The organism is Legionella sp. km772, from assembly GCF_003989735.1.
Classification (GTDB): Bacteria; Pseudomonadota; Gammaproteobacteria; order Legionellales; family Legionellaceae; genus Legionella.
Map to the genome: position 1 here is coordinate 1 of NZ_RZGQ01000145.1, position 7,268 is coordinate 7,268.

Here is a 7,268-nt window from a genome sequence, read left to right on the forward strand (position 1 = left end):
GCTCTCCTGGCCTATGGACTTGTGGATAAGCCATTCTGAGAGTAAGGTGAATGAACTAACAAACCGGGAATAGCTCTTATTTTTCCTGAATTTTGTTCCAGATCCCCGGACCTAGCTAAGCCTATAAGTTCATTTTTATTATAACCAAATAATTTTTCAGTTTGAGTATTTATAAAAGTAATTTGCCCTTCCAGATTAATGATTACAATCGCATCAGGTGTGGCTTCAAGTATTTTTCGAAACCCTTCTTCTACAATCTTACGTTCTGTTATATCACGAATGGCAGCTAGGGCAACCATCCCATCTACAGTGTCAAGAGGACTTAAGCTGATTTCGACCGGAAAAATTTCTAGATTTTTGCGTTGACCATACAACTCCATACCCGTGCCCATCGGTCTTGAATGAGGATTTAGAAAAAAAGCCCTTCTATGTGTGGGATGCCTACTTCTATAAGGTTCAGGGAGCAAGGCTTCGACATATTGACCAATCAGTTCTCTTTTTTCATAGCCAAACAATTTTTCTGTTTGTGTGTTTATATAATTTATTTTTCCTTCTTGGTTAATAATAACAATGGCATCAGGCGTTGCTTCTAAGATTTTATTTGAACGCTCTTCAAGCATTTTGAATTGACTAATATCTAAAAAAATGGCCGAAGCCCCTATAACCTTGCCTTCGGGATCTTTAACTGGCGAGACAGTAACAAATACAGGAATATTTTTTCCATTTTTGTGTTTGCGAATACTTTCATAAGAGCTAATTATCCTTCCTTCCCTAATTTCATTTAAAATATGATTGATCTCTTCTTTCTTTTCAGGAGGAGCGATAATTGAAAGGGGTTGGTTGATTGCTTCTTCTGCAGAATATCCATATAAGAGCTGGGCTGCTTTATTCCAAAATGTAATAGTACCTTGCAAGGTACTAGCAATTATTGCGTCTCTTGATGACTCAATTATTGCTGCTGGAAGAGTATAGTCGTCTTCAGAAGTTATTTTTTCGCTATTCATATAATTATCACTCAGTGCAATCTAACTGATGTAGAACCCCAAATACCAATGAATTATTCCTTTTCCCCAAAATAAGTAGATGATTCCGGCAATACATAGGAAGGGACCAAAGGGGATAGCTGTGTTTTTGTCTTTTTTATTTATTTTTAAATAAAGTAAACCGACTATTGCCCCAGTAAATGAAGAACATAAAATAATTAAGGGTAATGAACTCCAGCCGAACCATGCGCCAAACGCTGCAAATAGTTTAAAATCGCCCTGGCCCATCCCAATTTTTCCTGTAGCAAGATAAAAGAGCTTAATGAAAATCCAAAGAGCTAGGTAGGCTCCGGCAGCACTTAATACTGCATTAGATAACTCGGTAAAAAGTGAATAGCAGTTTGCTATTAATCCTAACCACAATAAACTAAGCGTGATGCTATCAGGTAATAACTGGTGATCTAAGTCGATAAAAAATAAAGGGATTAATAACCAAATAATTATTAAAGCGCAAATAAGCTGAGGAGTAAAACCAAAATGCGAGCTGGCAAAAAGAGAAAGTAGTACAGTCAATAATTCAATGAAGGGATAACGAATAGAAATAGGTGTTTTACAGTAATGACAGGAGCCGCGGAGTAATAAATAACTTAGAATAGGAATGTTGTGCCAACTTTTTACCTGGGTTTTGCATTTGGGGCAAAAAGATCGAGGGAAGAAGAGATTGATGGCGGCTTTTTTTTCTTTGTTCTCTAGGGCTAGCAATTCACAACATTGTTGTTTCCATTCTTGTTCTAACATCAGGGGTAAGCGATAAATGACTACATTAAGTAAACTACCAACGCATAGGGAAAAAAGACCAATTGCAAGATAAAGAAACCAGGGCGCTTCATGTATGAGTAGTTGTAGCATTTATTTCCTTCTTATTCTTATAAAATGTCTAGAGCAGTTGCTTTAATGACTAAACCGCAGAACCCAATTTAAAGATAGGCATGTACATAGCGACAACTAAGCCGCCAACTAGAACACCTAAAATGGACATAATAATAGGCTCAAGCAAACTACTCAAGGAGTCAACCGCAGCATCTACCTCTTCTTCATAAAAATCGGCTACTTTTCCGAGCATTTTCTCTAAGGCTCCTGATTCTTCGCCGATAGCTACCATTTGGATAACCATATTCGGAAATAAACGGGTATTCTCCATCGCAATATTCATTTGTTGGCCTGTAGAAACCTCTTCTTTGATTCTATCCGTTGCTTTAGCAAATATAATATTACCGGTGGCACCAGCCACTGCTTTAAGGGCTTCGACAAGAGGCAAACCTGCAGCAAAGGTAATTGAGAGGGTGCGGCTAAATCGCGCAATAGCGGCTTTTTCAAGAATGGGTCCAATAATAGGGGCTTTTAAGAGGGCTCTATCAATTCCTTGCGCAAACTCCAAGGAGTGGCCCTTCATATACACGAAAGCATAGATAGCTGCTCCTAATGCCCCAAAAATATAATACCAATATTCCTGCATAAATTTAGACATCGAAACAACCGCCTTAGTCATCGCCGGTAAGTCCGCGCCAAAGCCTTTAAATAAGGACTCGAATTGAGGAACTACAAAGATTAATAAGCCGGTGGTTACTATTAAGGCTACTGCCACCACCGCCATGGGGTAAGTGAGGGCTTTTTTGATTTTCTTTTTAATGGTTTCTACTTTTTCTTTATAGGTTGCCACTTTATCAAGCATCACATCTAAGGTACCGGATTTTTCACCAGCGTCTACTAAATTACAAAAAAGTTCATTAAAGTGCTCGGGATGCTTGATCAGCGCCTCAGACAGGGTTAAACCGGTTTCAATATCTGTTTTTATTCCATCAATCAGGTCTTTCATCCGTTTATTGCTTTGTCCTTTGGCAACAATATCAAAGGATTGTACTAAAGGAATCCCCGATTGAATCATGGTTGCTAATTGGCGGCTAAAGATAGTAATGTCAGCCGAAGTAATTTTTTTGTTTTTTTTATCAAATAGCGGCTTTCTTTTTTTAATAACTTTATTAGTTACAATTCCCTGTTTACGTAAATCTGCCTTGGCTATCGCCAAACTTCTTGCTTCGATTTCGCCAACCATTTTTTGGCCTGATTTATTGACGCCTTCATAATGAAAAACAGTTATAGGCGTTGAAGAGGTGGTAGTTTTATCCATAATCTTATTCAACGGTTACCCTATTGACCTCCTCAATGGTGGTAATGCCTTGTTTTACTTTTTCTAATCCAGACTGGTAAATGGTGATCATTCCTGCTGATTGAGCTTCCTTTAAAAGCTCTAAAGAATTTGCGCCGTTCATAATCATTTGGCCAATTTTTTTTGTCATTTGTAATACCTCGTATAAACCGACGCGCCCTCTATATCCCCCAGCACATTGATTACATCCACAAGGCTTATACAATTTAATCTCCGGTACATCCGCTTCAGAGAAGCCCAATTCAATTAAGCTTTGTGGAGTGAAGTCATCCCGCAAGATTTTACAGCTTTCACATAATTTTCTTGCGAGTCTTTGGGCAATGATAATGGTTACTGAGCTGGCAATATTAAAAGTTGGTACTCCCATATTGACCAATCTATTTAAAGTCTCTGCCGCGCTATTAGTATGAAGTGTTGATAGAACTAGATGTCCTGTTTGCGCTGCTTTCACAGCTATTTCAGCTGTTTCTAAGTCACGAATTTCTCCTACCATGATTATGTCCGGATCTTGGCGAAGAAATGAACGTAGTGCGCTAGAAAAGGTAAGGCCTGATTTTGGGTTAATATGAACCTGATTAATGCCGGGAACTTTAATTTCAACCGGATCTTCTGCGGTAGAGATATTAACTTCCGGAGTATTTAAAATATTAAGAGCGGTGTACAGACTAACGGTCTTTCCACTGCCTGTTGGCCCGGTGACTAAAATCATCCCTTGGGGTCGTTCAATCGCTTTTAAAAATAGTTCCCTTTGTACTGCATTAAAACCAAGCGCTTCAATACCCAATTTTGTTGAGCCGGGATCTAAAACCCGCATAACTACTTTTTCCCCATTAGCAGTAGGGCAAGTACTTATTCTAAAATCAATCGAGCGCGTTTTAGATATTTTCATTTTAAAGCCGCCGTCTTGAGGAATGCGGCGCTCTGAAATATCTAAATTTGACATCACCTTAATGCGGGCGGTAATACGGGTAGAAAGACTTACAGGAGGAGTAGCCACCTCATGCAGTATTCCATCTTGCCTATAGCGAATACGATAATCTTTTTCATACGGCTCAAAATGGATATCAGACGCGCCTTTTTTTATCGCTTCTAATAATATTTTATTCACGAATTTTACAATAGGAGCATCATCACTTACCGATGAGGTATTGGTTTCATTTTCTTGCTCGTCATCATTAGATATCTCAAAACCATCCAGCTCGGAGGAGTCATCTACATATTCTGATAAACCTTGGCTTTCCTTAGCCGATAGTAGTTTTTCTATTAATAAAATTAATTTATCAGCTTCAACAACTATAGCATGAGTATTTAGACCAGTATGAAACTGTATTTCTTTTAGAGAAGCTTGCTTACTGGGGTCATCGGTCGCTAGGTACAAATTGTTACTATGACTAAATAAAGGAATCATGCAATGACGGCGAATGAGTTTTTCATTGACCAGATTAGCTGGAATATTATCAATTTCGATACAATCAAGATCCATCATAGACACACCAAAACTTTGTGCAGCAGTGAACGCTATTTGTTCTGCTGACAAAATTTGATTTTTTACAAGATATTGGACTAGGGAAATTTTTTCAGCCGCGGCAAATTTATACAGCTCCATTGCCTTATCTTTATCTAAAAGCTTTTCCAGAACAAGCAGCTGTCCAATTCCTTGTAGTCTGTGTTCATCGGTTGCTGATGCCATATAATTTTTATTCAAATAGGTTTGTTTTGAAACTTATAGTTTATGTATAGCATAAATTTCATCATTTTGGTTTGAAAAATATAAAAAACTATATTTGTTAATGAGTGATTAGATTATGATAATTAATATGAAAATCACTTAGATAAAAAAATATTTTTTATACTGGCTTATTATGAGATAAAGTAATGAAACTCTCAACTCTTTTAAAACTAATTCGTTTTTGGCCTCCTTTTTTAGGGGCCGGCATTAAAGTTAAGTCCTTTAATGAAGACTACAGCATGCTCACAGTTCAAATGAAGCTAAGGTTTTGGAATAAGAACTATGTGGGGACACATTTTGGCGGTAGTTTGTACTCTATGACCGATCCTTTTTATATGTTGTTACTGCTGCACGCCCTCGGCAAGGGGTATATTGTCTGGGATAAGTCTGCCTCTATTCGCTATAAAAAACCGGCCCGAAATACGGTATTCGCTGAGTTTAAGTTAAGTACTGATCTTATTGAAACTATAAAAAATCAATTGGAAACTGCACCCAAAACTGAAGCGGAGTTTTTAATTGAAATTAAAGACCAAGAAGGAGATGTGGTAGCCGAGATAAAAAAAACTCTCCATATTAATAAAAAAATTAGGCAAGCCAACGGTGTTGACTAAGCCTGGAGGAGAGTAGGTAATTTATCTATTTGTAAAACAACGTAGTTTTTACTTGCTGTTGTTTGACACTCTTTGCCTCCTGGACATAGGATGGAGTGGTTTTTTGGGGCATGACAGCATCAGATTTCCCTGGAGAGAAAAATCGGTGTCTACTTTGTTCCATTCGTTTATGATGCTTTTTACGCGCTTTTCTAAGCTTCCATTTTTTGCATAAAGCACGGTATTTTCTTAAGCGTTGAGATGATTTTTTAAGTCGCTTATACTTTTTAGATATACGATATAAACACGAGATTAAAAGCATTCTAATAATGAAATAACTGTTTTGCGTCTTATTAGCTTTTTCCTGCAGTTTGGGTAACTTAGCCCTAGTTATTGGTCTTATTTTAATTCGCTCTTTTTTTTCTAATTCAAAACTGTGGTGGAGCGGTGTAATAGCTTGCTTTATTAATTTTTCCTTTGGTTTTACTCGTTTTTGATCCCCCAATAAAGGCGAGACTTTAAAACTTATGATTCTTTTAACGCGTATTGGGGTAGTAGCTATCGGTGATATTTTAGGCAAGCTCGGCGATAAAAAAAAGCCTAGGATATTTTTTAATTGTTTTCCTATTTTTGTTAAAGGGCTTAAGACTGTTTGAGGTAAAGACTCATTACATTCATGACTAACCAAACAATCCATAATCAACGTTTCATTCTTGTGTTCTGTTGCTGCACCATATTTTCCGCTAATGAGATGAGGAAATAATCTATTATTAAAGACTTTTCTCCGAATTCTTGGCATGGGTTTAGAATATAATTTTTTTTTAATAATTAATGAGCTATCTGCCTGAGTGTTAGTAAGTTCAAATTTTACCCCCCATTTTTCATGCAAGCCTTTAATAAGAAAAGGGTTAGAAGGCTCGAGTTGGTCAATGGTTTGTTCGTTTACCCTAGACATCGAGCCACAAGGGTTATCAATCTTTTTAAGGTTCATATCATATCCTTATGATTTATGAATCCAGTTTATGGGTCTTTTTTAGCATAGCTTATGTTTGAATTTTTTTCTTTGGATTTAAATAAAGGGCATCCTGTTGTTTTTGTGGTTTCTATCTATTTGTTAAAATGAGCACTATAATAAATTGCTATTTAAAATTTATGGATTAAGGACAATAAATAATGGAAACTATTGGATATGCAACACATAAAGCACATGCACCCTTAGAGCGTTTTTCATTTAAAAGGCGCGATGTAGGTGAAAATGATGTGGGTATTGATATTTTATATTGTGGAATTTGTCATTCGGATTTACACCAAGTTAATAATGATTGGGGTTGGTCACAATATCCCATGGTACCTGGCCATGAGATTATTGGACGAGTCAACTCGGTAGGCAAAAAGGTAGATGGTTTTTCCGTTGGTGATTTAGTTGGAGTTGGCTGTATGGTTGATTCCTGTCGTCATTGCTCCAGTTGTGATGCCCATGAAGAGCAATTTTGTGAAACGGGTAGCACCATGACTTATAATGGCGAAGATAAACATTTAGGCGGCTTAACATACGGTGGTTATTCTAAATATGTGGTGGTCGACCAAAATTTCGTTTTAAAAGTAGATGAATCTTTAGATCCAGGGTCACCTCATGAAAAATTTTGAGATAAGATAGTGGTTAAAATAGAATCATCCCATCCAGCATTTTTTCTGAGCCGCTTAATAGATTGCCTTTTCATCTGATTTTTAGTTAATTG

General features: G+C 37.1%; 7 protein-coding genes. 2 read left to right on the forward strand and 5 right to left on the reverse strand.

Features of this window, described 5'->3' with window-relative positions; all coding sequences use genetic code 11:
* Window positions 1-11: 11 nt before the first annotated feature.
* The 4 genes from ELY15_RS12115 to pilB are packed head-to-tail and all read right to left on the reverse strand — an operon-like array spanning window position 12 to window position 4,900.
* On the reverse strand, window positions 12-1,004 hold the full coding sequence (locus ELY15_RS12115; RefSeq protein WP_127100383.1) for a PAS domain S-box protein: 993 nt from the start codon (window positions 1,002-1,004) through the stop codon (window positions 12-14).
* Window positions 1,005-1,025: 21 nt separating this feature from the next.
* On the reverse strand, window positions 1,026-1,892 hold the full coding sequence (locus tag ELY15_RS12120) for an A24 family peptidase (RefSeq protein ID WP_127100385.1): 867 nt from the start codon (window positions 1,890-1,892) through the stop codon (window positions 1,026-1,028).
* A gap of 49 nt (window positions 1,893-1,941) precedes the next feature.
* Complete coding sequence (locus ELY15_RS12125) at window positions 1,942-3,171, reverse strand: type II secretion system F family protein (protein WP_127100393.1); 1,230 nt, start codon at window positions 3,169-3,171, stop codon at window positions 1,942-1,944.
* Between the two features lie 4 nt (window positions 3,172-3,175).
* Complete coding sequence (pilB, locus tag ELY15_RS12130) at window positions 3,176-4,900, reverse strand: type IV-A pilus assembly ATPase PilB (RefSeq protein ID WP_127100395.1); 1,725 nt, start codon at window positions 4,898-4,900, stop codon at window positions 3,176-3,178.
* A 185-nt stretch (window positions 4,901-5,085) separates the two neighbouring features.
* Between pilB and ELY15_RS12135 the strand changes: the two genes are divergently transcribed.
* Window positions 5,086-5,550, forward strand: coding sequence for a YiiD C-terminal domain-containing protein (locus ELY15_RS12135; protein WP_127100387.1), 465 nt, complete (start codon window positions 5,086-5,088; stop codon window positions 5,548-5,550).
* 25 nt (window positions 5,551-5,575) lie between these two features.
* On the opposite strand, the gene ELY15_RS12140 is transcribed toward ELY15_RS12135, so the two are convergent.
* Window positions 5,576-6,520: a hypothetical protein gene (locus ELY15_RS12140; protein ID WP_127100389.1), complete on the reverse strand. Its 945-nt coding sequence runs from the start codon at window positions 6,518-6,520 to the stop codon at window positions 5,576-5,578.
* Between the two features lie 182 nt (window positions 6,521-6,702).
* On the opposite strand from ELY15_RS12140, the gene ELY15_RS12145 reads away from it, so the two are divergent.
* Complete coding sequence (locus ELY15_RS12145; RefSeq protein ID WP_233586695.1) at window positions 6,703-7,176, forward strand: alcohol dehydrogenase catalytic domain-containing protein; 474 nt, start codon at window positions 6,703-6,705, stop codon at window positions 7,174-7,176.
* Window positions 7,177-7,268 lie beyond the last annotated feature (92 nt).

Coding starts and splice junctions, on each gene's coding strand:
- ELY15_RS12115 (WP_127100383.1), bottom strand. CDS start 1,004: ATGAATAGCGAAAAAATAACTTCTGAAGACGACTATACTCTTCCAGCA.
- ELY15_RS12120 (WP_127100385.1), bottom strand. CDS start 1,892: ATGCTACAACTACTCATACATGAAGCGCCCTGGTTTCTTTATCTTGCA.
- ELY15_RS12125 (WP_127100393.1), bottom strand. CDS start 3,171: ATGGATAAAACTACCACCTCTTCAACGCCTATAACTGTTTTTCATTAT.
- pilB (WP_127100395.1), bottom strand. CDS start 4,900: ATGGCATCAGCAACCGATGAACACAGACTACAAGGAATTGGACAGCTG.
- ELY15_RS12135 (WP_127100387.1), top strand. CDS start 5,086: ATGAAACTCTCAACTCTTTTAAAACTAATTCGTTTTTGGCCTCCTTTT.
- ELY15_RS12140 (WP_127100389.1), bottom strand. CDS start 6,520: ATGAACCTTAAAAAGATTGATAACCCTTGTGGCTCGATGTCTAGGGTA.
- ELY15_RS12145 (WP_233586695.1), top strand. CDS start 6,703: ATGGAAACTATTGGATATGCAACACATAAAGCACATGCACCCTTAGAG.